Annotated in this window: 30 protein-coding genes, 2 pseudogenes and 1 CRISPR repeat array; of the genes and pseudogenes, 8 read left to right on the top strand and 24 right to left on the bottom strand. The window is 69.6% G+C overall.

Annotated features, from left to right (window positions below; translation table 11 throughout):
• Positions 1-139: 139 nt before the first annotated feature.
• From FF041_RS36245 to FF041_RS36215, 7 genes are all read right to left on the bottom strand, one after another.
• Positions 140-280, bottom strand: a complete 141-nt coding sequence (locus FF041_RS36245) for a hypothetical protein (RefSeq protein ID WP_228388895.1) — start codon at positions 278-280, stop codon at positions 140-142.
• Between the two features lie 102 nt (positions 281-382).
• Complete coding sequence (locus tag FF041_RS36240; RefSeq protein WP_153526828.1) at positions 383-1216, bottom strand: SAM-dependent methyltransferase; 834 nt, start codon at positions 1214-1216, stop codon at positions 383-385.
• Entirely contained in the window at positions 1213-1806 is a 594-nt protein-coding gene (locus FF041_RS36235) for a DUF6624 domain-containing protein (RefSeq protein ID WP_153526826.1), read from the bottom strand. The genes FF041_RS36240 and FF041_RS36235 overlap by 4 nt, the downstream gene beginning before the upstream one ends.
• Positions 1803-2387: a hypothetical protein gene (locus tag FF041_RS36230; RefSeq protein WP_228388894.1), complete on the bottom strand. Its 585-nt coding sequence runs from the start codon at positions 2385-2387 to the stop codon at positions 1803-1805. Before FF041_RS36230 ends, FF041_RS36235 begins: the two co-directional genes overlap by 4 nt.
• A complete protein-coding gene (locus tag FF041_RS36225) occupies positions 2384-2812 on the bottom strand; it encodes a hypothetical protein (RefSeq protein ID WP_153526824.1) in 429 nt (142 codons plus the stop codon). The genes FF041_RS36230 and FF041_RS36225 overlap by 4 nt, the downstream gene beginning before the upstream one ends.
• Positions 2809-3276 carry a DUF6415 family natural product biosynthesis protein gene (locus tag FF041_RS36220; protein WP_153526822.1) on the bottom strand — a complete coding sequence of 156 codons (468 nt, stop codon included), beginning with the start codon at positions 3274-3276 and terminating at the stop codon, positions 2809-2811. Before FF041_RS36220 ends, FF041_RS36225 begins: the two co-directional genes overlap by 4 nt.
• Positions 3277-3424: 148 nt before the next feature.
• The gene (locus FF041_RS36215) at positions 3425-3838 is read right to left on the bottom strand and encodes an ATP-binding protein (protein ID WP_228388893.1); all 414 of its coding nucleotides are present in this window, start codon (positions 3836-3838) and stop codon (positions 3425-3427) included.
• 227 nt (positions 3839-4065) lie between these two features.
• Between FF041_RS36215 and FF041_RS36210 the strand changes: the two genes are divergently transcribed.
• The 4 genes from FF041_RS36210 (at position 4066) to FF041_RS36195 (ending at position 7265) form a co-directional block, all read left to right on the top strand.
• Positions 4066-4851: an aminotransferase class IV family protein gene (locus tag FF041_RS36210; protein ID WP_153526818.1), complete on the top strand. Its 786-nt coding sequence runs from the start codon at positions 4066-4068 to the stop codon at positions 4849-4851.
• Positions 4852-4860: 9 nt separating this feature from the next.
• Positions 4861-5778, top strand: coding sequence for a formylglycine-generating enzyme family protein (locus FF041_RS36205; protein ID WP_153526816.1), 918 nt, complete (start codon positions 4861-4863; stop codon positions 5776-5778).
• A gap of 423 nt (positions 5779-6201) precedes the next feature.
• Positions 6202-7029 (top strand): helix-turn-helix domain-containing protein, encoded by an 828-nt coding sequence (locus FF041_RS36200; RefSeq protein ID WP_194292331.1) that lies wholly within the window; start codon positions 6202-6204, stop codon positions 7027-7029.
• The gene (locus tag FF041_RS36195) at positions 7026-7265 is read left to right on the top strand and encodes a DUF397 domain-containing protein (RefSeq protein WP_153526812.1); all 240 of its coding nucleotides are present in this window, start codon (positions 7026-7028) and stop codon (positions 7263-7265) included. The genes FF041_RS36200 and FF041_RS36195 overlap by 4 nt, the downstream gene beginning before the upstream one ends.
• 98 nt (positions 7266-7363) lie before the next feature.
• Here FF041_RS36195 and tgmC read toward each other — a convergent pair whose 3' ends face one another.
• From tgmC to FF041_RS36155, 8 genes are all read right to left on the bottom strand, one after another.
• Positions 7364-8551: an ATP-grasp peptide maturase system methyltransferase gene (gene tgmC / locus FF041_RS36190; protein WP_153526810.1), complete on the bottom strand. Its 1188-nt coding sequence runs from the start codon at positions 8549-8551 to the stop codon at positions 7364-7366.
• Positions 8548-9504, bottom strand: coding sequence for an ATP-grasp ribosomal peptide maturase (gene tgmB, locus FF041_RS36185; protein WP_323393690.1), 957 nt, complete (start codon positions 9502-9504; stop codon positions 8548-8550). The genes tgmC and tgmB overlap by 4 nt, the downstream gene beginning before the upstream one ends.
• Before the next feature lie 25 nt (positions 9505-9529).
• Positions 9530-9799: a putative ATP-grasp-modified RiPP gene (tgmA, locus tag FF041_RS36180; RefSeq protein WP_153526808.1), complete on the bottom strand. Its 270-nt coding sequence runs from the start codon at positions 9797-9799 to the stop codon at positions 9530-9532.
• A 130-nt stretch (positions 9800-9929) separates the two neighbouring features.
• Positions 9930-10262, bottom strand: coding sequence for a hypothetical protein (locus FF041_RS36175; protein WP_323393678.1), 333 nt, complete (start codon positions 10260-10262; stop codon positions 9930-9932).
• Between the two features lie 73 nt (positions 10263-10335).
• Complete coding sequence (locus FF041_RS36170) at positions 10336-10608, bottom strand: hypothetical protein (protein ID WP_153526804.1); 273 nt, start codon at positions 10606-10608, stop codon at positions 10336-10338.
• A complete protein-coding gene (locus FF041_RS36165) occupies positions 10608-11657 on the bottom strand; it encodes a major capsid protein (protein WP_323393677.1) in 1050 nt (349 codons plus the stop codon). The genes FF041_RS36170 and FF041_RS36165 overlap by 1 nt, the downstream gene beginning before the upstream one ends.
• A gap of 14 nt (positions 11658-11671) precedes the next feature.
• Positions 11672-12055 (bottom strand): head decoration protein, encoded by a 384-nt coding sequence (locus FF041_RS36160; RefSeq protein ID WP_323393676.1) that lies wholly within the window; start codon positions 12053-12055, stop codon positions 11672-11674.
• Positions 12056-12198: 143 nt separating this feature from the next.
• Positions 12199-12900: a hypothetical protein gene (locus FF041_RS36155; RefSeq protein WP_153526802.1), complete on the bottom strand. Its 702-nt coding sequence runs from the start codon at positions 12898-12900 to the stop codon at positions 12199-12201.
• Between the two features lie 126 nt (positions 12901-13026).
• Here FF041_RS36155 and FF041_RS36150 point away from each other — a divergent pair, with 126 nt between their 5' ends.
• On the top strand, positions 13027-14079 hold the full coding sequence (locus tag FF041_RS36150) for a nitrilase-related carbon-nitrogen hydrolase (protein WP_323393675.1): 1053 nt from the start codon (positions 13027-13029) through the stop codon (positions 14077-14079).
• A gap of 34 nt (positions 14080-14113) precedes the next feature.
• A CRISPR array of direct repeats spans positions 14114-14681; the repeat unit is 28 nt; unit sequence CGGTCCACCCCCGCCGCGCGGGGAACAC.
• A gap of 171 nt (positions 14682-14852) precedes the next feature.
• Here FF041_RS36150 and FF041_RS36145 read toward each other — a convergent pair.
• The 4 genes from FF041_RS36145 to FF041_RS36130 all read right to left on the bottom strand — a co-directional run bounded on the left by FF041_RS36145 (position 14853) and on the right by FF041_RS36130 (position 19287).
• Positions 14853-16466 (bottom strand): hypothetical protein, encoded by a 1614-nt coding sequence (locus FF041_RS36145; protein ID WP_153526798.1) that lies wholly within the window; start codon positions 16464-16466, stop codon positions 14853-14855.
• Between the two features lie 156 nt (positions 16467-16622).
• Complete coding sequence (locus FF041_RS36140) at positions 16623-17207, bottom strand: hypothetical protein (protein ID WP_153526796.1); 585 nt, start codon at positions 17205-17207, stop codon at positions 16623-16625.
• A 56-nt stretch (positions 17208-17263) separates the two neighbouring features.
• Positions 17264-18757, bottom strand: coding sequence for a terminase large subunit domain-containing protein (locus FF041_RS36135; protein WP_153526794.1), 1494 nt, complete (start codon positions 18755-18757; stop codon positions 17264-17266).
• Positions 18754-19287 carry a hypothetical protein gene (locus tag FF041_RS36130; protein WP_153526792.1) on the bottom strand — a complete coding sequence of 178 codons (534 nt, stop codon included), beginning with the start codon at positions 19285-19287 and terminating at the stop codon, positions 18754-18756. The genes FF041_RS36135 and FF041_RS36130 overlap by 4 nt, the downstream gene beginning before the upstream one ends.
• A gap of 165 nt (positions 19288-19452) precedes the next feature.
• On the opposite strand from FF041_RS36130, the pseudogene FF041_RS36125 reads away from it, so the two are divergent.
• Both FF041_RS36125 and FF041_RS36115 read left to right on the top strand, forming a co-directional pair.
• A pseudogene (locus FF041_RS36125) lies at positions 19453-20781 on the top strand (IS256 family transposase); the annotation flags it as partial.
• 195 nt (positions 20782-20976) lie between these two features.
• Positions 20977-21186: a restriction endonuclease gene (locus FF041_RS36115; RefSeq protein ID WP_153526788.1), complete on the top strand. Its 210-nt coding sequence runs from the start codon at positions 20977-20979 to the stop codon at positions 21184-21186.
• A 66-nt stretch (positions 21187-21252) separates the two neighbouring features.
• Here the strand turns inward: FF041_RS36115 and FF041_RS36110 are convergent, their stop codons facing one another.
• The 4 genes from FF041_RS36110 to FF041_RS40490 all read right to left on the bottom strand — a co-directional run bounded on the left by FF041_RS36110 (position 21253) and on the right by FF041_RS40490 (position 22560).
• A complete protein-coding gene (locus tag FF041_RS36110; protein ID WP_153526786.1) occupies positions 21253-21642 on the bottom strand; it encodes an esterase in 390 nt (129 codons plus the stop codon).
• 260 nt (positions 21643-21902) lie between these two features.
• Positions 21903-22154 carry a hypothetical protein gene (locus FF041_RS36100; RefSeq protein ID WP_228388892.1) on the bottom strand — a complete coding sequence of 84 codons (252 nt, stop codon included), beginning with the start codon at positions 22152-22154 and terminating at the stop codon, positions 21903-21905.
• 29 nt (positions 22155-22183) lie between these two features.
• The gene (locus tag FF041_RS39890) at positions 22184-22390 is read right to left on the bottom strand and encodes a DUF317 domain-containing protein (protein ID WP_323393689.1); all 207 of its coding nucleotides are present in this window, start codon (positions 22388-22390) and stop codon (positions 22184-22186) included.
• Positions 22300-22560, bottom strand: a complete 261-nt coding sequence (locus FF041_RS40490) for a hypothetical protein (RefSeq protein ID WP_323393691.1) — start codon at positions 22558-22560, stop codon at positions 22300-22302. Before FF041_RS40490 ends, FF041_RS39890 begins: the two co-directional genes overlap by 91 nt.
• 204 nt (positions 22561-22764) lie before the next feature.
• Between FF041_RS40490 and FF041_RS36090 the strand changes: the two genes are divergently transcribed.
• Positions 22765-22941, top strand: coding sequence for a hypothetical protein (locus FF041_RS36090; protein WP_228388890.1), 177 nt, complete (start codon positions 22765-22767; stop codon positions 22939-22941).
• Positions 22942-22955: 14 nt separating this feature from the next.
• Here the strand turns inward: FF041_RS36090 and FF041_RS39885 are convergent.
• Positions 22956-23232: pseudogene (locus FF041_RS39885) on the bottom strand (hypothetical protein); the annotation flags it as partial.

Raw genomic sequence — 23232 nt, 5'->3', positions numbered from 1 at the left:
TTCACCGAACGCCGGATGGTGGGAGCTGTCTCCCGGCCCACGCCCTGTGAAGCAGCGGGCCGGGAGGCGGCGACGGCGTGGAGTCCACGCCGTTCTGGTCGACCACTCGTGATGGGTGACGTCCCGAGCGGGAGGCCGGTCAGGCGCCCGGCATCTCCTGCCTCAGCACCAGCTGCGGGTTGTACTGGGCCACGAGTTCGTGGGCCTGACGCCGCAGCTCAGGGTCGCTCTTCCCGTTCCGCTCAAAGTTCCAGCAGACCACCGTGATCTTCTTGTTCATCCAGCGATTCCTCTCGTCGCGGAGGCGGTGGGTGGAGCGCCGCCCGTGGGCTGGGACCTTCGTCAACCAGCCCCGGGCGGCGGTTCTAGGGGGCGCTCCGGATCAGGTCTTGACCGCGATGCCGGCGAACGCGGCGCAGTCCGAGGCGCGAGCGGGATAGGGAGTGAAATTGAGGACGTTCGGGCCATGGGCAGACCACTGGCTCACGGCGGCGAGCCCGGACCCGAGGTGGGTGAAGCCTCCGAAGAACGCGGATATCTCGGCGGGGCTGCGGGGCCGGACGGTGATGCCGTGCCGCTCGTAGACAGCCACGGCCTGGGGCACGGTGCGGGCGTTGAAGTGATCGGTGAGGTGGGTGATCGACAGGGTGCTGCCGGTCGGCAGCCAGCCCCGGAGCACGGCCATCGCGTCCGCCACCGCGGTGTCGTCCGCGTTCCACGGCAGCACGTCGTGCACCGTGACGGCGATCGGCCGGTCGACGTCGAGGGCCGCCGCAACGTCCCCCCGGGCCAGCAGTTCCTCCATGTCGAGCAGGTCGGCGGCCACCACGGTCGTCGTGTACGGGGGGCTGGGGTCCAGCCGTGACTTCGCGTGCGCGAGGACTCCGGGGTCGCGGTCGACGTAGACCACGTGGTTGCCGTGGGGCACCAGGTGGTGGAGGTTAGGGCGGTTCGGCAGGCCGCAGCCCAGATCGAGGAACTGCCCGATCCCGAGGCGCAGCGCGGCCCCGGTCGCGGTCTGGGTGAAGTGGCGGTTCGTCCGGGCCGCCAGCGCCGCCCAGGGCGCGGCCATGTAGAGGTCGAGGGCCGCGTCCCGGTCGCACTGGTAGGTGTCGACTCCGCCGAGCAGGCAGTCATACACCCGCGGGGCGCGCGCCCGGGTGAAGTGCTCGGGCCCGAGTTCTTCCAGCTCTACCGGCTGGTGTGCCGTCGTCATGCCGACACCCCCGCGAGCAGCGGCACGGGTTCGGATAACAGCCTGTGGGCTGGTCCATCCGGAGGTGCCCAGCCGAGCCGGCGACGCAGGTTGGCCAACGCTTCCCGGTGCGGGCGCAGCCTCACCGACTCGCGGCGCTGGTCGAGCTCGTCGGGGCTTTCCACCGGGACCAGTTGCGGCCCGTGCGGTCCGAGGCGGTACTGAGTGCCGAAGGTCTGGCAGCCATCGGCGTTGGTCTCGCACCGGTCGTGCAGGTGGGCCCACTGCTGGACCGTTGCTTCACCCTGTTCGACGGCGGTGGTCAGCAGCCGCAGGGCCAGGCGCTGGAAGTCGGCCATCGGGTCGGCGTACAGCGCGATCTCCCACACGGCCCAGACTCCGGCTTCGCCCACCAGGGCCCGGGTGGGCCAGCCGTGCTCCGCGACGATCCGCCGCAGGACGTTCCCGTTGGCGATGTCGAGGTGCCGTGCTCGGCCCATCTCGGCGGCGGGGAGCTGGGCCCGGATGAGCCGGTGCCGGTACTGGCGGGCCTCGGCGGTGCGGTGCAGGAGGTCCCCGGCCAGGTCCGGGCGTTCGAATGCCGGGGTCATGGGCGGTCCCCGTACTCCAGGGCGTCGAGAAGCCGGCGGGCGGTCCCGACCGAGATCGCTCCGGTCGAGACGGCGGGCTTCTCTCCGCAGCGGCAGCAGTCGGGCTGGAACGCGAGATCGATGAATCCGTCCGTCGCCTGGCGGAAGGCACGGTCCAGACGGGCCGTGACCTCCTTCCCCTGGGGCCAGTCGGCCAGCTCGATCACCGGGTCCGCCTCCGGCTCCCGTGGCGGTGCGCCCAGTACCCGGGCGAGCCGTTCGGCGTCCGGGACCGTGAGGTCGCCCAGCACGATCTCCCCGGCCACCACGCTCAGGTCTGGGGTCTTCAGGCCGTGCGCTTCGAGGGTGCTGCGCAGCGCGGCCACGGTGTCGTAGGTGCGCTTCATGCTGGTGCGCAGCAGGTCGGTCAGCTGGCGGACCGTCGTCGGGTCGGCGGTCCCTAGTTTGGCCTCGCGCCCGGGGGCATCCGGGTTGGGGCAAACCATGAGGCTCAGCCCCGCCTCCGAGCACACGGAGTTGAGATCCCGTATCGCCTCGGGGAGGGCCGACGGGCCGGGAGATCGTGGGTCGGGGGCGTTCACGCGGTACTCCAGGAAGAGCGGTGGTCGTGGGCAAGGGAGCGCGCGGCGACCGAAGGCGCTGCGGCCGTTGGCGGCGGCGGGGCGGCGAGCAGGCAACCGGGCCCCGCGAGGGGGAGGACGGACACCGGGGAGGCCGTCCACCTCAGCAGGCCGTCGCCGGGCGTCGCGGTGGTGAAGGCGTAGGGCTTGCCCTGGCGCAGCGCGACCACCGCGGCGTCCATGGCCTGGTGGTCGCCTAGCCATCCCCACATGGTGTGGAAGACCTCCCGGTCGAGGAGGGGCGCGACGGTACGGACGGACTCGCGTACCCACTCCACGGCTTCCCCTGGCACGGTGGTGGTGAGGCCGGACAGCGGGATGTGCACGGAGCCGGGTACGGCCTGATCGGCGTGGCACCAGTAGGCGCGCGGCAGCGGGCGGTTCACCTCGGACCACCGCCGCCGAAGTGGGCGGAGGGGCTGGGGTCGTCGTCGCTGACGAGGTCGAGGAGATCACTGACGAGCGAGGCAAGAAGACGAGCGTGGCTCTGCGTCGGCACGAACTCCCGCGCACGGTGCACGGCGTCGAGGCGGACGGTGGCGGCGACGAGCTGGCGGAGCAGGCTGTCTGGGTAGCCGTCCGCGCCGTACAGGGCGTCGGTCACCAGCGGCCAGAGGTAGGCATGGAGGCGGTCCACGAGCGTGCGCATCTCGTCCGCGGTGAGCGGACTCGCGCCCCAGCCCAGAATCCGCTCCAGGAACTCGTCCACCCCGTCGCTGAGGAAGGAACTGTTCAGGCTATTGAGCAGACCTAACAGGGCCTGCTCGGACGCGGGCCGCGCGGGTTCGACGCTTCTCGCACGGGCCGCAGCGGCGTCTCGCACGGGCAGGTCGTGGACGGTCATGGACATGCGTGCCTCCCGGTGGGGAGTGGGGAGAAGAGGAACAGTGGAGGGCTCGAAGCGGCGGGTACGCGGGGTCTGCGGCGGGCCGTGAGCGGGCGGCGGTCCGATCCCGCCGAGGAGCGGGGCTGAGCAGCGGCGTCGGGGGCCGCGCCGGTCATCGGGTGCCGTCCGGGGGGAGAGCGAGGGAGCACCAGACGGTCCGCCCGTCACCGGTCGTGCCCCACTTCTCGGCGATGGCGTCGACCAGCAGGAGGCCCCGGCCGCCCTCGTCGTCGTCGCTGGCCTCGCGCAGCACCGGCATCTGGGGGCTGTTGTCGGTGACCGCGATCCGCAGCTCGCAGACGTGGTGCTCCACGCGGAGCTGGACGGTGCCGTCGCCGTGCTGGACGGCGTTGGTCACCAACTCGCTGACAACGAGCAGGGCTTCGGCCATCACCGAGGCCAGCTTCCAGTGCCGGAGCGAGGCCCGGGTGATACGCCGCATGTGCCGGACACGCGAGCCGTCAGGCTGGAAGGCCACCGCGAAGGCGTGGACTGGGGGCGTCGCCGTGGGAAGCCCTCTGGTCATCGAGGTCATCGGCGTTCTCCGGACAGGGGAGGGAAGGGGCGCGGGCGGATGGAGGCGCGGAGGTTCCGCGCTGCGCAACTCACCCGCCTGATCACCGCGCGTGTTGGCGTGGTGACCAGCCCACACCGGGAAGGCGTCTGCAGGGAACGAAGTTGCGCCGAAGTTGACCCGTCAGTAACCACGATCGGGGTAACGGCGTACACCGGACCGGTGCCATGCTGACGGTCATGGCAAAACTCAGCGACCAGCCAGTAACCGCCGACGACTTGATGCCGCTCGCGCTCACCTCGTACGGCCACTTCACGTCCATGCGTGTCGACGGCGAGGGCCGTATCCGGGGCCTGTCCCTGCACCTCGACCGGCTGTCCCGGGACAGCCAGGAGGTCTTCGGCACCGCAGTCGACCCGGGCCGCGTGCGCGCCCTGGTGGCCGCAGCCCTCGCGGACCAGCCCGGCCCGTGCGTCGTGCGCGTGACCAACTACGACCCCGCGGTGAACCTCGGCCGCCCCGCGGACGCCACACGGCCGGAACTGCTGGTGACCGTCCGCCCCGCCGGACAACTCCCGCCGCCGCCGCTGACCGCGATGACCGTCCCCTACGAGCGGGACCTCCCGCTGGTGAAACACGCCGGACTCTTCGGCGCGCTGCACGCACGCCGCGCCGCCCAACTCGCCGGCTTCGATGACGCCCTCTTCGTAGGCCGCGACGGCTTGGTCTCCGAGGGCGGGACGTGGAACGTCGGGTTCATCGACACCGACGGGACAGTGGTGTGGCCCCAGGCGCCGGTCCTGCCCGGAGTGACCATGGCCCTGCTTCAGGAGCAGCGCGCCGACTGGAAGACCGCACCGGTCACCGTGGACGAGGCCAAGGGCATGGCGGCGGCGTTCGCCACCAACACCTCGATCGGCGTCCGCGCGGTCGCCGCCATCGATGACCATCCGATTCCCGTCGAGCACCCACTCCTCACCGAGCTGCGCGACGCCTACCTGTCGGTCCCCGGCGAGGAGCTGTAGGAACTGCCGATGACGGGGGTGACGCGATGGACAGGCCAAGAAGTCGCGCTGCTGCGGCAAGCGATGCGGCAGACAGGGCGGGACTTCGCGGCGATGGTCGGCGTCAGCAACCGGCAGCTCACCACCTGGGAGAGCCGGGGCGCAACGATCGAACTGCGTCCCGGCAACCAGGCCACTCTGGACACGCTGCTCGCCCGCGCCGGCATCGCCGCCCAGCGCCGGTTCGCCGCGCTGCTGACCGAGCGGGCCGCCGCCGCCGAGGACCAGCGCACCGAAGAGCTGCTGCGCCGTGACCCGAGGATGTTCAAGCACCCGCTCGACGGCAAGCTCATGGTCCGGGTCGAGGAGGGCATCTTCCTGTCCGGCCCGAAGAACGTACCGACCTGGGCGGACAGCTTCCTCATCGACGTCTACCCGACCACGAACGCGGACTACGCGCGCTTCGTGACGGCCACCGGCCACCGGCCGCCCCGGCACTGGCCGCAGGGACGGTGCCCTGAAGCACTCCGGGACCACCCTGTGGTCTGGGTGGACTGGAACGACGCCGCCGCGTACGTCCGTTGGTGCGGCAAGGGGCTCCCCACCTCGCAGCAGTGGGAGAAGGCGGCCCGGGGCCGGAACGGGCGCGAGTACCCCTGGGGGGACGAGCCCACGGCCGCCAAATGCAACACCTCGGAGGCCGAGATCGGCCAGACCACACCGGTCACCCGGTACCAGTCCGGCGTCAGCCCGTACGGGGTCTACGACATGTGCGGCAACTGCTGGGAATGGTGCGCCACGCAGGCCCCGCAGGAGCCCGGCCGGTTCGAGCTGAAGGGCTCGGCCTTCACCTCCCCGGTCGAACGCGCCCGCCCCTCGCTCCGCAACGCCGCGAACACCACGATGCAGGACAACGACACGGGCTTCCGCTGTGTAACCTCCGCGTGACGGCGGTGCGGTCACCTCGGTTATCGAAGCAGGTACACCGGGACGTTCACCTGCGATGGTGCTCGCTGGGAATGCGAACGGCACGGGTCGGCCCTCCACGGTAATCGGACTGGTGCGCGTTTTGGGAATGAGCACGGGGATACACCCGAATTGGTGCCATAGCCCGGCTTGCTTCGGTACAACCAGCCTGATGCACGCTCCAGTTAACATTCAAGAGAAACCTCGCAGGAGTCCGCATTGGCACATGCCATCCGGTCGGCAGCGGTCTCCATGCGTGAGACAGGGCAGTTCAGTTGCCGGACTGAAACCCCGCGATGGCGGACAGATAACCTATGTCGCCGGACTGGGGCCTCGATCCGATGGACAGATGTCGAAGTGAGGGGACAGGTGGCTGCACGACGAGGACCGACATACCTACGGGTCATGCTCGGAAAGGAACTCCGCGAGCTGCGCGAGAATCTAGAGCTCACCGCGGAGAGCGTTTCGCTGGAACTCGGCTTCTCCCGGTCGAAGCTGAGTCGTGTGGAAAGCGGGGACATTCCGCTTCCCAAGCTCAAGGACTTGGAGAAACTACTCGACCGCTACGGGGTCACCGACCCGGACCACCGCGACACTCTGCTCCAGATGCAGCGGGACTCACTCAGCCGGGAGCCGTTCACCTCGTACTCACCCATCCTGCCGTCCGGGCTGCCCATGTACCTGGGTCTGGAACGTGAGGCCGTCCGTATCCGTGGTTTCCAGAACCACGTAGTCCACGGACTGCTTCAAGCCGAGCCCTACGCTCTCGCGCTCGCTGGATCGGCCAAGATCGTGGAAGAGCGCACCACGGATTTCGTTGAGCAGGGCGTCAGACTGCGGATGGATCGCAAGGCCCTGCTGACCCATCCGGACGGGCCAGAGGTTCACATCATCCTGACGGCCAACACCCTCCGCACCATGATCGGTTCACCCGAGGTCATGCGTGCCCAGTACGACGAGATCCTGCGCCTCTGCCAACTCGACAAGGTAGAAGTCCAGATCATCCCCGAAGACCTCGCGACCTACCGGTCCAGCTACAACTTCACCGTGCTGGACTTCAATGGCCTCGACTCCGTCACCCAGGGCGACAGCGCGAAGGCAACCACCATGTGGTCGAAGCCATCGGACGTCGCACAGTTCCAGCGTCAGTTCGACGCCATGGCGAAGGCCGCACCCGGCCCCAGCCAGACCTCACAGATACTGACCGAACTAGCAGAGAAGTTGTGGACATGACCAGCAACACCGAAACCCCGCACGCACCTCTCACCGACTGCCGCACTGGGCTGGCCTGGTTCAAGTCCAGCTACAGCACACAGGACAACGGCAACTGCATCGAGGTCGCCGACGTTCGCGCTCACGGCGGCATCGCCATCCGCGACTCGAAGAACCCCACCGGCCCCATGCTGATGGTCTCCCCGGACGCGTTCACCCGCTTCATCGACGCCCGGAGCGAGCCCAACGGCATCTGAGCGACCCACGAACCATGGCCCGTGTCCCTGGCCGCAAGCCCGGGACGCGGGCCATGCCCATTGGAAGCCACGGGCTCAGAGACCACCAGCAGGCTTGTTCACCGCAGGGAGATGGCGGGCATCTCGGGGTGCTGGAGGTGCTGCCCGACCACGTCAACGGTGAGACGGAACTCCTCCGGGCCGGGGTGACCCGCCGCAGCGTGCGCGTCGAGGACTTCTTCGGCACGGTCCCAGAGGCGAACCGGCCCGGCCTGCCGTACGAACAGCCCGTCGTCCTCGGTGGTGAGAGAGGCCACCGAGCCGGTGGTGACGTCGATCAGGAAGGTCGCCCCATCGAGCGTGGTGATCTGGCCGGTCGGCAGGGCCGACTGGATCAGGAAGCGGGTGAAGAACGCTTCCTCCGTCTCAGCAGTGAGCCAGTCGATGGCGTGACGGGTGGTGGTGGGAAACGCCTCGGCCAGGAGCGAGCTCCAGTGGGCGGGGTTGCCGAAGCCGGGGGCCTGGTGGGGGCGGGCGAGCATGAAGGACACGGTTCCCGGCAGGAGCGGGCCACTGGCGGTGCCGTCGGCGTGGACGGTGAGCAGGGTGCGGCCGAAGCCGAACTGCCAGCCTCCGAGCGTGACCAGGATCTTCCCTCCGGGCCGGGTCTGGGCGATCCACGCCCGGGGAACGGTACGGACGGAGCAGGCGGCGACGACACGGTCGAACGGGGCCGACGGCCAGTAGCCGTACAGGCCGTCCGCTACCGCGAGATCGGGCGTGTAGCCGAGGCCGTACAGAGCGGTGGCCGCCTGTTCGAGCCGGTGATTGTCGACTTCGACGGTGGTGACGGCGTCGGACCCGTACCGTTCGCAGGCCAGCGCGGTGGAGTATCCGGTGCCCGTCCCGATCTCCAGGATGTCCTGGCCCTCGGCCAGGTCCGCGTCCTCCCACATCCGCAGTACCAGCGACGGCAGGGTGGACGAAGAGGTGGGGGAGCCGCCGTCGCGGGGCTCGGGATTCTCCCAGTCGGGCTCGTCGCCGTCGAGCTGGGTGACGAGGCTCTGGTTGGTGTAGGCGGCGGTGAGCCACCGCTCGGGATCATGCTCGGCGGTGACCGGCTCCCACCACGTGAACCCCCGCGGTGAGGGCTTCTCGGCCGGCAGGTAGAACCCGGGGGTGAACCGGTGTCGGGGAACCGTCTCCACGGCCTGACGCCAGCCATCGGCCCGTTCGTCGCGCACCACGGCAGCGGCCAGTTCGCTCCGGAGTCGCCGCGCGCGCTCAGTGTCGCCTGTGCCGGTCATGGTTGGGGTCCTTCCATCAGGAGGCGGGCGAAGGCCACGGCGATGTCGGTGGAGTCGGGCAGCCACCCCCACTGTCCGTTGGGGTTGCACTCGATGAACGTGAACCGCTCCGGCGCGTCATGGGGAAGGTCCTCCCGCAGCGCGAAGTCAAAGCAGCCGAAGACGAGCCCGAAGGCGTCCAGGTACGTGACCAGGGCCTCGGCGACCGCAGGGGGAACGGTGAGGGGCCGGTGCTCCAGCGCGTCCCAGTCGCCGCGCCGCCAGTCCAAGGCCCCGTCAGGGGCGCAGATCCGCTGAGCAAAGACCTTCTGCCCCACCACAGTGATCCGGACGTCCGCCGTCTTCGGCACCTCGGCCTGAAACAGGTGCGCGGTCAGGGCAACGGACTCATCCAGCGTTTCCGGGTTGATCCGCTGAGCCCAGATCGCGCCGGCCTGCCCGTCGTCCGAGACGGGCAGGCCCCGGAAGGGCTTGTAGACCACCGGACCGTGCTCCGCGGCGAAGGTGCGCGCCCGCTCGGCGTCGTTGGTGATCAGCGTCGGGGGCACCACCAGGCCGATCCCCACGGCCGTCTGGAGCTGGGCAGCTTTGAACTCCGCCCGGGTGACGGCAGCCGGATGATTCACGTACCGGCACCCCGGGATGTTCGTCAGAATGCCGCCGAGGCCGTGCTTCGCCTCCGCCGCGGCGAACGCGCGCGTCCGCTCATCGGCTCCTTCGAAGCGAGGCATCAGCCAGGGGCTCGGCCGCCGGTAGTACACGGCCCCGATCTCCTCGAACGCCACCGTGCGGCTCGGGGTCGTCAACGACCCCGTCCACCCGCGGGGGCCCAACGCGGCCCCAAACATCCGATCAGGGCCGATGTCAGCCGGATCGACCCGCACGACCGTCGCGCCGAGGTCGTTCAGCTCCTCAATGACGAGATCCGCGGTGACGTCTTCCAGGGACGTCACCACCACCACTGCCTGGCCCACCGGCTCAGTCGGCTTCGTAGTCGGTCGTCACATCGTCCTCAACCTGGGGCTTCGGCCCCTGACCGTCGGTGCCACCCGATCCCCCGGACTTCGACGTCGTTCCCTTCGTCTTGTTCGTGCCGTGCTTCCCCATCTCGATGACCTGCCCGGTCTCATCGGTGTAGCGGGCAAGCTGCGTCAGCGGGTCCAGCTCGACGTGCGCGTAGGGCGGCGGCGACACCGGCAGCCGGTCAGTCACTAAGCCCAGTCCCCAAGGAACATTCTGCATCGACATTCCATCCCCTTCGCCGGTGCGCAGGACCATCCCCGTGGCCCCGAAGGTCAAGTCGACCCTACCGACCCCAACCTGCGCGACCCCTGCGATTCCGCCATCCCCTCGCGCTCGGCCGCCCGCCCCAACAGGTCTACCGGGTGCGCCGCCCCGGGAACAGCGTCGTCACCACCAGCACCGTGGACTCGTCCGGCTCCTCGTCGTCCGGGCCGTCCGGCGCCGGGAGCTGACGGACGTGTTCGATCTGCCGCTCGATGCCCCGCAGGTTCTCCTGCAAGTCCATCGTGACAACCCCGTCCACGGTGACCTTCAAGGGGTCCGCGAGGAGCTTCGCCCGCCGCTCGCCCAGGACCTCCAGCGCCACCGCGCGCACCGACCGGAGCCGGAAATAGCGGCGCTCCAGATCGGCCGGGTCGGTGTCGGGGCCGAGCTGGGCCAGGAGCCAGGACCGCTGAAACTCGTCCACGAAGCGGGTCTCCGTTCGCATACGGCGGCCCGCTGCCAGGACGTCCTGGCAGCGGGCCGGTTCGGGCACAGGGTCAGTCCGAGGACGCGGAACGCGGACGACGCGACGCGGTCTTGCGCCCGGTCCCCGCCTCGTCCCCGGCAGGCTTCCCCGCCGGCGTGGAGCCGGGCGACGAGGACGCCACATCCTCCTCCGGGTCCTCGGCCGGGCCGTCCCACGCGTCCGGATGGGTCACCAGCGCCGCGATCTCCGGCTCCGGGGCGTCACCGGGCCGCAGCACCAGCTCCTCCCGGGTGGCCGGATCGCGGACGAACACGGCCGCCTTCAGCCGTCGGGGCATCGGCATCACAGCACCTTCGCCACGATGTGCGCGTCCGGGGTGTGCATCACCGGCATCCCGACCGCCGCGCCCTTGGTCCAGATCTGAACCGGGTCATCCTGCACCCCGCGGGTGATGATGATCCCCGGCGCGTCCTCCTTCACGATCTCCGGGTTCGAGCCACGGGACAGCACCAGCCCCTCGGCCGTCACACCGAACATCGTTTGCGCCCACTTCTCCCGCTCCGGCGGCACCAGAATCCACCGGTCCTCCGGCAGCACCTTCCGCGAGGTGCCGTCCACCCGCACCTGAGCCTTGTAGAACGTCACGGGCGGGAGCCCGTAGGTGCCGCGCACCGTGTTGATCTGCCCCGGAGTCAGCGTCGCCGTCGGCGTGGTCGACGGATGCACCGACCCGTAGTACGCCGCCCGGTACGCGGCATTGCCCGCGAGGTGCGAAAACGCCTTCCGTGAGGTGACCGCCAACTCCGGCTCGGGCACCCCGACGTCGTCCAGGTGCTGGATCCACCGGAGTTCGTCCGCGATCGGATCGGACTCCGGATCGGACCAGGGCCGGCGAGCGACCGGCATGTTCGCCGCGGGGACGTTCCAGTCCACCTCCAGGGTGAGCCCGTTCTCCTGGTCGAGAGTGAACTTCCCGTCGGTCAGAACATCCCCAGCCGCCAGCTCCAGCCGCGACCGGATCGCCTCGACATGCCGCTCCACATCGTCGTACAGCAGCTCGATCAGCCGGTCCTGGTCCGCGCCGTGTGACGCTTCGAGCAGGATCTGCTCCTGCTCCCCGACGATGAGCTTCTGCCCGAGCGGAGGCAGCGCGCCTTCGCGGGAGGTCTGCCACGCCTCGCGTGTCGCGAACGGCACCGACGCGTCAAAGCTCCTGTACTTCGCCACGTTGACGTATCGCCCCGAGTCCCGGGTACGCCACTTGACCTGGCGCAGCTCCATCGTCGGGAAGATCGTCTGGGTGAGCAGGAAGTCCTTCGGCGACGGAATCGCCCGCGCGAAGGCCGTCAGGTCAACGACCGCAACGTCCTTCAGCAGGTCCTGAATCGTCACTGTTCAGGCCCCGATCAGACGAAGCGGACCAGCGCGGCCCGCGGGTGCCAGGACAGCTGGGACACGTCGATGCCACCGGGGACCTTCGATGCCTTCACGGCACCGTGCCACAGCAGGGCGGCCGGGACCCGGGTCTGCCCCGGCGCGACAGGCACCTCCGCGACGACGAAGCCACGCAGCACCTGACGGCCGCAGGTCGCCTCCGGGTCGTACGGCCCGTACAGACCCGACTCCTTGACCCGGGCCACCGGTACGCCGGAGAACACCCGGCCGTACGGGTCGCAGTCCTCGGCGGTCTCGAAGTGGACACCCTCGGTGAACAGGTTCAGGTCGAGGGTGATGGTGTCGGTCGAGTCCAGACCGTGCTTGGACGCCAGCCACTCACGGTTGGCGGTCACGTGCTGGCTGGATGAAACAGGATGGATGGTCACGCTGTGTCTCCATGGACGATGCGGTAAAGGTCCGCGCACCCGCCCACAGGGCGGTGCCGTCCACGGGTTCATGAAGGGGGCGTGGTCCCCCAGCTCCTGCAAGCCGAAGATCAGCGGCTCTCGCCGGACTCCGGAATCAACCCACGGCGACGGGCCATGTCCAACCCCACCGCACCCGGCTTCTGCACCGGTGCCGTCCGCGACGGAGCCCGACCAGCCGGAGCCCCACCCGGAGCAGCCGGCACAGGGGTTCGCACCTCACCGAACAGCTCCGGCCGCCGTACCCGGAGCGCCTCCCCCGCGGCCTGAAGCTGCGCCTCGTCAGCGTCATTCTCATCAGCGAGGAGACGTTCGGCATCCACCAGGTCGTCACCAGACGCCCCGAGCCCGACCAGCACCGCGCGCCGCAGCGCCGCCCGCTCCCGCTCGGCCGCCGCATCCTCGCGCCGCGCCGCCTCCAGCTCCCGATCGGCGGCCTGCTGCTCCCGCCTCTCGGCCTCCGACAGGGCGGCCTGATCGGCTTCCCGCTTCGCGGTCACGAACTCCGTCAGCGCCTTCGGCGTCTCGAATCCCAGAGCAGCCATGAGGCGCTTGACCGCCGCGCGCTCGCCTTGCGCCTTCTCCCGCGTCAGCATCCGCTTCAACCGGTCCTGGGTGACCGTGACCTGATGCTCCTGGCCGCCACCGCCGTCGTCGGCGTCGTCCAGGTGATCGTTCGAATCGTCCTCGGACGAAGCCCCGAGGATCGGGAAAATCGGTCGCCCATCGTCGCGGTAGCCGACGGGCTCACGAGTCGGCAGGGGCCGGGCCATGCAACTCCTCCTGGTGCGCGCCCCCGCGCTGCGATCAGTCTAACCAGCCCGTCAGACATTCGTTCGGACGAAATCCTGTCCGACCACGGGCCCAGGATGACAGCGACCCGAGACGAAGGAGCCCCCGTGTCTCCAGCCCCCTACACCGCCGTCGGCCTCATCCCCGAGATAACCGAGATCCAGAACCGGGCCGACATCCACACCAACCTCCAGCGCCTGCACCGACTCGCCCGCTCAGCGGTCTCCATGGGCAGCCTCGACCTTCCCGTACGCCTTCTCGTGCTCCCCGAAGGCTCACTCCAGGGCTTCGCCGACGAGATCCACGACCTCGACCACGAGACCTACGCCCGCGCCTGCGCCATCGACATACCCGGCCCCGAGACCCAAGAACTCGCCTCCTGGGCACGCAAATTCGACGTCTACCTGATGGCCCAGGCCAAGGCCCGCCACCCCTACTTCCCCGGCCGCTACTTCAACGTCGGCTTCGTCATCAACCCCAGCGGCGAGATCATCCTGCGCCACCACAAGCTCACCCCCCTGCCTCTGATCGAGCACAGCATGAGCCCTCACGACGTCTTCGACCGGTGGACCGAGATCTACGGCCGCTGCCTCAACGCCTTCTGGCCCGTCGCCGACACCCCCATCGGCCGCCTCGGCGTCATGATGGCCAACGAGGCCGCGTTCCCAGAGAATGCCCGCGCCCTTGCTCTCAACGGGTGCGAGATTGCGTACCGAACCAGCTACCCCCTGCCTGGGGTCGCCTCTGGGGCCTTCGAGATCCAGAACCGGGCCCGCGCCCTCGACAACGGCATGTACGTCCTCGCCCCCAACCCGGCCGCGTACACCGGACGCGACGGACACCGCGTCGACTTCTTCGGCGGCCAGTCCACCATCACCGACCCCTTCGGCCAGACGGCCGGCCGCGTCGACCACGGAGGCGTCGCCACCTTCGTCACCGCGACCATCGACATCGCCGCCCTCCGCCGCCGACGCACCACAGCCGCCTGGACGAACAACGCCAAGGACCTGCGCACGGAGCTGTACCGCATCGTCTACGACAAGCCCATCTACCCCAAGAACCTTTACGCCGAACGGCCGCCGTACCGCCACGGCCCCTACCTGGAGAAGGTCACGCTCCCCCAGATTGAGCTGATGCGCCGCCGAGGCATCTGGCGGTGACCGCCTCCGGGGCACCGTGCGGCGGGGGTGGAACTGGCCCACCCTCGCCGCGCGGGGAACACGCTGCTTCCCCGGGGTCGGAGCCGTCGTCTCCCGGTCCACCCCCGCCGCGCGGGGAACACGACGCCGTCATGCCCGATGTGTGAAGGCTCGCCGGTCCACCCCCGCCGCGCGGGGGACACTACTGGGGCTCCGTCCGTTCTGAATCTCGACACGGTCCACCCCCGCCGCGCGGGGAACACCCACTCCATGCAGGCGTCACGGACCGGGCATCCGGTCCACCCCCGCCGCGCGGGGAACACACTCCCCTGGTGGCAGCGTCGGACCGCCGAATCGGTCCACCCCCGCCGCGCGGGGAACACATCACCGCGGTGACCACGATCGCGAACAGCACCGGTCCACCCCCGCCGCGCGGGGAACACCCCAGCTTCTCGCCCAGATCGTGGCTGTCGATCGGTCCACCCCCGCCGCGCGGGGAACACGATCCGGCGGACGGGACGGTACGAGACGGCACCGGTCCACCCCCGCCGCGCGGGGAACACTCTTCCACCATGATCGGCAGGAGAGACGCGAGCGGTCCACCCCCGCCGCGCGGGGAACACTCTTTCTCACCTGCGGCTACATAAGGTCTTTACTGTCCCTTGACCCGCTGCGGCTCCACCATCCTGTCAGATCAACCTTCACCGCGTGTAACAGTCTCTGACTCCAGACCCTCGTCACGGTTCACGTCACCCCACGTCCGGTTCCTCGGCCCGCGCCGCCTCCGCAGCACGTCACGCCTCCTCCATCATCTTTGCCCGGATACGCGCCACTTCTTGTGACGCGTCATCAATCGGATAGCCCGCGTCCACCAGCATCGCCACCGCGGTCTCCAGCGACAGCACACCCGCCCCGTACGCCGTCACCACCTCGTCCAGCATGGCCGCCCGGTCCGTCGGCGTATGCGGCGCCCACGCCAGCCGCGCCGGGAACGACTCCCCGGCCGCCGTCCACCCCTCGGCCCGTCCCGCCTGGAACAGGCGCTGCACGAACTTGAGCAGCAACCGGTACTTGTGCTCCCTCGCCAGCCGCATCGACGCGACCAGCCCGTCTAGCGGCACCAGCGCCAGCCGCAGCGCGTACCCCGATGGCACCTCCGAGGCCGCCAATGTCCCCAGCCCGGCAGCGGTGATCCGCGAGTTCGACGCGATCCGGTCCAGCAGATGGTCCACCCGCGACCGCAGCTCCGCGAGCTGTGCCGACGTGTCCAGCACATCCATCCGCCCCGTCTCCCCGAGCTCCCAGACCGCGCCGGCCTCCACCCGCAGCCGCTCCGGCTTCCCCGTCGCCCGGTCCACCGGGAGCCGGGCGCCCGCGAGACCGATAATCGGCGTCCCCGTCGTCGCGCTCGCCGCCGAGCTGTCCGAGTCGGTGGCCGCCAGCTCGTCCAGCCCCTGGAGAACCCGGGCGAGCACCGGGCGGCCCCAGTGCTCACCCCCAGCCGGGATCGTGTTGGTGACGTGCACCACCGGAACGAAATCGATCATCAAGTCCAGCCGGTACAGCTCGGTACCGTCCGATCGCACCCGGAAGACGGCCTTGTGCATCGGGAGCCGGTCCACGGTCTCCCCGCGCTTCAGGTCATCCAGCGCCCACTCCGCGTCCGTGAGGTAGCACGTCGTGCGCGACGGCTGACCCGGAGACCACGGATAGTGCCGCACCGCACCGTCACCGTCCTCACCGATCGGCCCCAGCTCGTACGTCACCCGCCGAAGCCTGGCCTTCAGACCCGCGTCCTCGTCCTCCGGCAGCTCCCACGCCAGGTGGACCCGACGCGGGAAGTCCTCGTCCTCCTCCTCGTCCCACTGGGGGAAGTAGAAGCCCGGGTCGTACACCCGCAGCGTCGGCCGCTGCTTCTCCGGACTCCACGCCAGCGCGTACACACCGTCGCCGAGCAGGACCGCCGTTCGTTCCGCCTGCTGGACCCGCAGCGCGAGCAGCTCCTTCTCCGCCCACGCGCGCAACCGCTCCTGCACAGCCGCCGCCTCCGACGAACCCGGTGCGGGCGGCTCCTCGTCGGCGTGCTCCGCACCCGCCACCGCGACCTTCTGCTCCGGCCCCAGCAGGTAACCGAGCGCGGTGTCCACCAGGTTCGCCGCGTCCCCCAGCTCCCGACGCTCCAGCGCGCCGGCATCACCGGACGCCGCCGCCAGCTGCCCCGCCTGGTTGTTGTCGTACGACGCCAGCACCTTGTACGCGGCCAGCCGACGGATCTCCTGTGGAGGCAGCCACGTCGCAGCCAGCTCGGGGAACGACCGGTTCCCCGGACGCCCTGCGGCGGCCACCACAGGCTTGTAGTTCAGCCACGACCACGCGTCGATCACGAACTCGCGCAGGCCCACATCCACTCCCGGAAGGTCGGCCCCGCGCCGACGATCACCATATCGAGAACGGACACACCTGCGACGAGCCCGAGGCGCACGGCCGGAAGCGGTACCTCGTACGACTGCGGCAGACCAGCTGATCACCTTCCGCAAGTTCCCCCGCTCCCGCCCTGCCAGCTTCTACCGGCCTTCCTCCTCAGGACGACGCTCACCGGTCATCTGGGCGGCGTGGCGGAGGAACGCACGGAACTCCTTGTGCCCTTCGTCCACTGCCTGTCGCCCTTGACAAAGCTGGTTCTCTTCTCGGAGGCACGGAAGCACCGCCTCTTCTACGCCTTCGAAGAGGTCCAAGTAGACGATCGGATCCAGGTGCATGAGTGCACGCTGAGCAGATGCAACGACCCGAGCGGCTGGCGTCTCGTCGCCATCGAAGAGCGCGATGCGGGTCTCGGCATCACGCAGGTCGCACCACGCCTCATGCGCTGAGATCCACAGCTGCGCGAACTCATACGGATCAACCACGGTCCACAGGGCCACGGCGCACTTCCTCACCCCCTGCTCAAGCACAGCCCATCCCGAAGCAAATGCCTCGTACGCATCCTGTCGCTTCCCGCTCAAAGCATCAGTTGCAACGATATTCAGATTCTCAATGTGACCCGCCTGAACCACGGGACCGTGAATCGTGGCCCCCTCCATCACATTGCGCACCACCCGTGCGCCGTCGGCACGCTGGACGTCCGCCCCTGCTCCCCCGAGTGTGCTCATACCGACACGATACGACTCCCCGCGACTGCGAGAGGCAGCAAGGAGGCGGCCTCCACTCACCGCCGCCCACTCAACCGCTGATCATCACCACCGCGCGGCGGCGGCATCGCCGGATCAAGGAACAGGTCCCACAGCGCCCACACCGCCGAGTCCAGCAGGTCCGGCGAGTCCTCGGTCTCCCCCTGGCCGACGAACGTCGTCATCTGCCCCTCCAGCTCCGCGAACACCCGCGCGGGGCCGACGTGCGACACCCGCGCCTGCTCGTACAACTGGGCCGCAGGCGCGGCCCGCGCCCGCTTCCCCCGCGTCGCATGAACGATTCGCCAGTTCACCGTCGGGTCCACCTGCTCCAACAGCGCGGGCAGGTACTCGCCACCGTTGTTCGCCTCGATGACCACACAGTCCGCCTGGTGCTCGTGATAGAGCTGCGCAGCCCGCCGCATCGCCCCGGTCGGCGTGTACCGGTCCTGCTCGGCGTGCAGCAGATACCCGCGGGGCCGGTCGTCCCCGTACAGCGTCTCGATCGGAAAGGCCCGGCCCGCCACGGTGAACGCGGTCATGTCCGCGTCCTCGTGGGACTTGGTCGCCGGGTCGACCCCGATGACCACGCGCTGCATGTCGGGCAGATGCTCACGCCGGGGCCGGAAGCCCTCGACCTCCAGCATCCAGCCCTTCCACAGCGCGCCCTCCACGTCCTCCAGCAACTCGCCCGACAGCTCCTGCCGACCCAGCCGCGTGCCTGCGTAGTCCTCCTCCAGCTCCGCTCGCGCCGCCGGCGACAGGTTGGCGTCGTTCTCCCGCATATGCCCACGCGTGAGCACCACCCGCGGAGGATCACCGCCCTCCCGCGCCCGCTGCTCCTGCGCCCGGCCGCGCTCGTACAGCTTCTTCACATGGGGCAGCGGCTTCGGCGTCGTAGAGATCACGACCTGCGGCATCTCCGCCTCCCGGAGGCAGAACCACACCATGTCGTAGACCTCCTGGGCGGTATGCCTCGACCAGGCCGCGTACTCGTCCATCCACGCTTTGTCGAACGCCCAACCTCTCAAGTTGTCGGGCGTCTCCGCCCCGAACCCCCGGATCACCGTGCCGTTCTTCAACTTGAGCACCGTGTCCCCCAGTGAGGAGTTGTACTTCGCCACTTGATCGGGCGGGATCACCGCGAGCAGCCCCGACTTCGGCGACTCGAAGCAGATGTCCCGCACCAGCGTCGCGTTCTTCGCCACCACCACGATCTGCAACCCCGGAGTCTGCGCCCACTCCCGTACCGCCTCCGCCGCCGTCCGCGTCTTCCCCCAACCGCGGCCAGTAAGCATCATCCACACCGTCCACAGCCACCCAGGCCGCCGCTGCGCCGCACGGGCATGACGATGCAGCCACCCCGCATGGGGCAGCCCGTCGCAATCCGGCACCTCACAGGCCCACCGCCGAGCCGACAGCTCATCGGCCCGCACCAGCTCCGCGATCTCCGCCCGGATCTGCTCCAAGCCCATCACCGAGGGATCAGCGAAGTCCTCGGCCAGCCGACGCTTCGCCCGCCCCCGGCTCACTGCGAGCCTTCCAACAGCCGACGCTCCAGCTCCCGCCGCAGCTGCTCCATCCGGGCCCGGCGCTCCTCATCCGACAGCGCCGCCACATCCGCACCCTGATCCTGGTCCTCAACCGCACCGGACACCGGCCCCTCGCCCACCGCCCGGCGCTCGATCTCCGACGCGACCTGGATGTACCGCAGCAGCTCCGACGGCGACAGCTCCCGCGGGTCCAGCATCTGAAGCCGCGCGACCGCCTTGCCCTGAACGGCCTGCGCGAGCTTCGCGTGCCGACGGGCCACATCCCGCCGTGCCTGCGCCTGCTCCGCCAGGAACACACGATCCTGCTCACGGTCGTACGCCGCCGTCCTCGTCACCCACGCGAACGACCGCGACCACCGGCCCACCAGCGTCCGGGATTTGTGCAACTCCCGTGCCACCTTCGTGACACTCCGGGCCGGACCAAGATCGCGATACATGGCGAACGCCTCGAACGCCGGGACCGACTCCCCGCCCTGCCGCTCCCAGGGCTCCACAGTGCCCTCGGCCACCACTCACCGCCCTCTTCCCCGCCTCACGAAGAACAAGCAAACGCCAGTGCGATTTCACTGTAGTCGGGAGTGTCATGAATCAGGTGGGCACCCGCTCAGAAGGGACCCCTGATGGTCACGGAGAACGGTCACCTGATCGAGGAAGCCGGCGGCGTGTCGGTTGCGATGCCGGGCAGCGGCGTTGACGGTGCTGATGTGGCATCGAAGGCAACGATTCTGAGCCGCGAGGCGGCAGCCGCGCACGGACTGAGCCCGCGCCTGCTGGACGAGCTGGCCGAACTCGCCGAGGTCAAGGTCCACGACGGTGGACTGAAGCTGATGGGCGAGGGCGGCCTGCTGGTCGAGCTGGCCCGGCACCTCATGCAGGCCGCCGTCGAGGCGGAGATGGACCGGCACTTGGCCGAGGAGGCCGGCCGCACGGGTGGCCGGGGCTCCCGGTCCGGGGGCAACGCCCGCAACGGCTACCGCCCGAGGAAGGTGATGACGGAGGTCGGCACCGTGACGGTGCAGGTCCCCCGTGACCGGCTGGGCACTTTCACCTCCAGCCTGTTGCCGAAGTACGCGCGGCGGACCGGCGGCCTGGACGAGACGGTCCTGTCCCTGACCGCGAAGGGACTGACGTCCGGGGAGATCGTCGCGCATCTCGCCGAGACGTACGGCATGGAGACGAGCAAGGAGACCGTCTCCACGATCACGGACAAGGCGCTGGACTCGATGGCGGACTGGCGCACGCGTCCGCTCGATCCCGTCTACCCGGTCCTGTTCGTGGACTGCGTGAACGTCGAGATCCGCGATGGTGCGGTGGCGAACCGTCCGGTCTACGTCGTGCTCGCGGTGACCTGCGACGGTCACCGGGAGATCCTCGGACTGTGGGCCGGCGACGGCGGCGAGGGCGCGAAGTACTGGCAGAACGTCCTCGCCGAGCTGCAGAACCGGGGCGTGCGGGATGTGCTGATGCTCGTCTGCGACGGCCTCAAGGGCCTGCCCGAGGCGGTGAACACGGTGTTCCCGCAGACGGTGGTCCAGCTCTGCATCGTTCACCTCGTCCGCACCACCCTGAGATACATCTCGCGCCAGGACCGGGACGCCGCGGCCCGCGACCTCAAGCCCGTCTGCACCGCCGCGAACGAGGACGAAGCCCTTGCCCGGCTCGCTGAGTTCGGTGAGAAATGGGAAGCCAGATATCCGGCCGCGGTCCGGGCCTGGGAACGGTCGTGGAGCGAGGTGGTGCCCTTCCTCGGGTTCCCGCCACCGATCCGGAAGATCGTCTCGACGACGAACGCGATCGAGTCCCTGAACGCCCGCTACCGGCGCTCGGTCAACGCCTGCGGGCATTTCCCCAACGAGACCGCGGCCCTCAAGCGGCTCTACCTGACCACGCTCGCCCTCGACCCCACCGGCCGCGGACGCAAACGGTGGACCAGCCGCTGGATGGAGGCGATGAACGCGTTCGACATCGCCTTCGACGGCCGCCTCTCGGCCGGACGGGTACAGGCCAACCAGATCAACAAGAAACTCCTACTCCAACCAAGTGGTGAACACCGCTTTCGTGATACTCCCGATCAGCAGGGGTGACGTGACCGACGTTGAGTGGGCCGTGCTGGAACCACTGCTGCCAGCGACCAACAATCGGTGCGGCCGGTGGCGGGACCACAGCCAGGTGATCAACGGGATCCTCTGGGACAGGCGATGTCCAGAAGTTCAACGGAACGGCCCGCCCCGGAGCACCGGGCCACGGTGGCGCTGATGGTGACGAACGCCCGCTACACCAAACAGGCACGGGTGTTCGCCAGCAAGCACGACATCACGCTCATCAACGCTGACGGGCTGCGGCACTTGAGCGAGTACGGAGACAGCATGCGCGGGCGCATCACCCCACACAGCGGAGATGCCCCATAGGGCAGGGTGCCACGACGGCAAGAGGCCGTCCGGAAGATCCGGACGGCCTCATCGTGGGGCGGCGGGTCAGACGGTGGCGTGCTCATTGGCCAGGTTCAGCGCGTCGGTGGCGACGCGGAGTGCGGCGTACAGCCCCAGGGTTTCGTAGATGGTGGGGTGGACGGTGGTGCTCCAGTCACCGTGGAGGTTTGGCCAGGTGGCGAGGGTGACCTCCATCGTGTGGAGGCCGAAGAGGGCGGTGACGTCCATGCCGCCGGAGGATGCCGGGGTCCAGTTGAGGAGGAGTACGCCGGTGCCAATGCGGTCCTGGCGGGAGGTGGTGGCGGAGTGCCAGGTAGTGCGGAGGATGTCGCCCGGGACGGGAGATACCTCGCGGACGAGGGCTCCCCGTACGCCGTCCGGCATGGGGCGCAGGGTGGCCTTGCGCAGCGGGAAGAGGGCGGTGGGCGGGGTCATGAGTCGTCGGCCCAGTCCAGTTCGGCGGCGACGGCGGGCGGGAGGTAGTGGTCCTGGCCATCCTCGGCGAGGTAGACGGCCGGGCCGTCCAGTCCGGTGCCCTCGACCACCCGGCCGATGGTGTGGGCGAAGGGCCAGTCGGGGTTGACGGCGAGGAAGACGGGCAGCGCGGGGTCGAGGGTCTGGAGCTGGTGGACGAGCTGGGCGACGGTCAGCTGGGACAGGGCAATACCTCCGGGCTCGGACGGCGGGACGACAGTTCAGTTCGGGGTGCGGCGGACGGCGGTACGGGGCTGCACGTACCGGGCACGGTGGCGGCGGCCCATCTCGGCCGCGTAGCCCTTGGTCGCCGAGGGCGTCCCGGTCCAGGTGCCGCAGCGGCAGGAGGCGATGAACCGTTCACGGCCGGCGCAGCCTTCGGTGAGGGGTCTGTTGCTGGTCGTGTACGTGTGGTCGGGCGGGCAGACGGTGCTGTCGGGGTGGTAGGCGGTCACGGTGACCTTGTGATGCACGTGCAGTCCTCCGGTCGGACGGGCTGGGTTCATGCGCAGTGGGTGCAGAGGGAGGTGGGAGTGGTGATGAGTCCGGCGAGGAATCCGGCGATGGCCTGCGGGGGGATGCCGGTGGGGAAGGTCTGCTGCCAGACCGGGTCGCCGTTCACGTCGAGGGCGCGGATGTGCCAGAGATCGCCGTGGCGGGCGGCGGGGCCTCGGGGAGGAACCCGACGTACATCCCGCCGTCCGGGCAGGTGGCGTGGACGTTGGCGTCCGGGTCGGTGATCAGAGTCCATCCCTGGGCGTCCAGCAGGGCGAGGACGGGGCCCGCGCAGCCGCAGCCCAGCGGCCATTCCCGGACGGCGGAGGGGAGGAGGGGGCTGAGCTGCGCGGGGCGGGGAAGAGCGAGGGCGGAGTGCGTCACGGGTACGGGTATCCCTTCGTTGACCTGCGGTTTTTCCCGACACCCGTACTTGAACATGGGTCCGGAACCGTGTTCCAGTCCGTTGCGGCCGGTGGGTGTCTGCCGTGGGCGAATCCCGCCGGGAAGGCTGGCGGGCGGAATGAATCGCCCGCCAGCAGAGCTGTTCTGGCCATACCACGAACGGAACAAGGAGAGGGGGAGTCCGTGAACAGAGACGAGGCCCGGGAGTACGAGGAGCTGTCCGATGACGCCCAGGCGGCATCGCAGGCACGGGCCCGGATGGCGGACGGCCGCCGGATCGAACTCACCGTGGACGAACTGACCGCCCTCGTAAGCCCCGGGGGCGAGTCCGACGGGCCCCGGTCCGCAGCTTCCGAGTGACGGGAGTACCCCGGTCAGCGGCCGGACGGGCGAGGCGGGTTCGTGGTGCGGGGCGTGAACGGGAGAACGTTGGACCAGTCCGGGACGGCATCGGGCCCGCCGTTCTGACGGGGCGGTGACGCGTCCCGGGCCGGGGAGACGGCCCGCGCCGCCGTGCTGCGGGGCAGGAGCCGGACGGGGGCGCGGACGTAGCGGTCGGCGGCACGCTGGGCGATCCCTTGCTGCTCGGCGAGCGGTAGCGAGTCGATGCGTTGAATGATCCGGGACAGGCTGGGGGTGAACAGGGCCGGG

The sequence above is a fragment of the Streptomyces jumonjinensis genome (assembly GCF_009600885.1).
In the GTDB taxonomy this organism is placed as follows: Bacteria; Actinomycetota; Actinomycetes; order Streptomycetales; family Streptomycetaceae; genus Streptomyces; species Streptomyces jumonjinensis.
Note: the sequence above shows the minus strand (reverse complement) of the source record. Positions and strands in the feature narration are given on the sequence as shown.